Genomic DNA, 235 nt, shown 5'->3' with positions numbered 1-235 from the left:
CCTTATCCCTATCCGCCGAATGTCACCCGTCTGGTGCCGCGCTCGGCGGCTTATGACATCGGGCTGCAACAGGGGGATGTGATTGTCGGGGTTGATGGCAAAGACGTCGCAACCTTTGATCAGATCAAAACCGAGGTCGAGGCATCCGAGGGCAGGGCGCTTTTGCTGGATGTCTGGCGCGATGGCGAGGTTCTGGAATTTGCCCTGGCCCCGCGCCGGGTGGATGAACCGGGCC

1 protein-coding gene is annotated in these 235 nt (G+C 61.7%); it reads left to right on the top strand.

Annotated elements, in window-relative coordinates:
• On the top strand, positions 1 to 235 hold a 235-nt coding region (locus Q4528_RS16175), incomplete at both ends, for a PDZ domain-containing protein (protein ID WP_303522788.1).

The sequence above is a fragment of the Staphylococcus pasteuri genome (genome assembly GCF_030547725.1).
Classification (GTDB): Bacteria; Bacillota; Bacilli; order Staphylococcales; family Staphylococcaceae; genus Staphylococcus; species Staphylococcus pasteuri.
The sequence above is the reverse complement of the archived record's forward strand: the minus strand, read 5'-3'. Positions and strand labels throughout refer to the sequence as shown.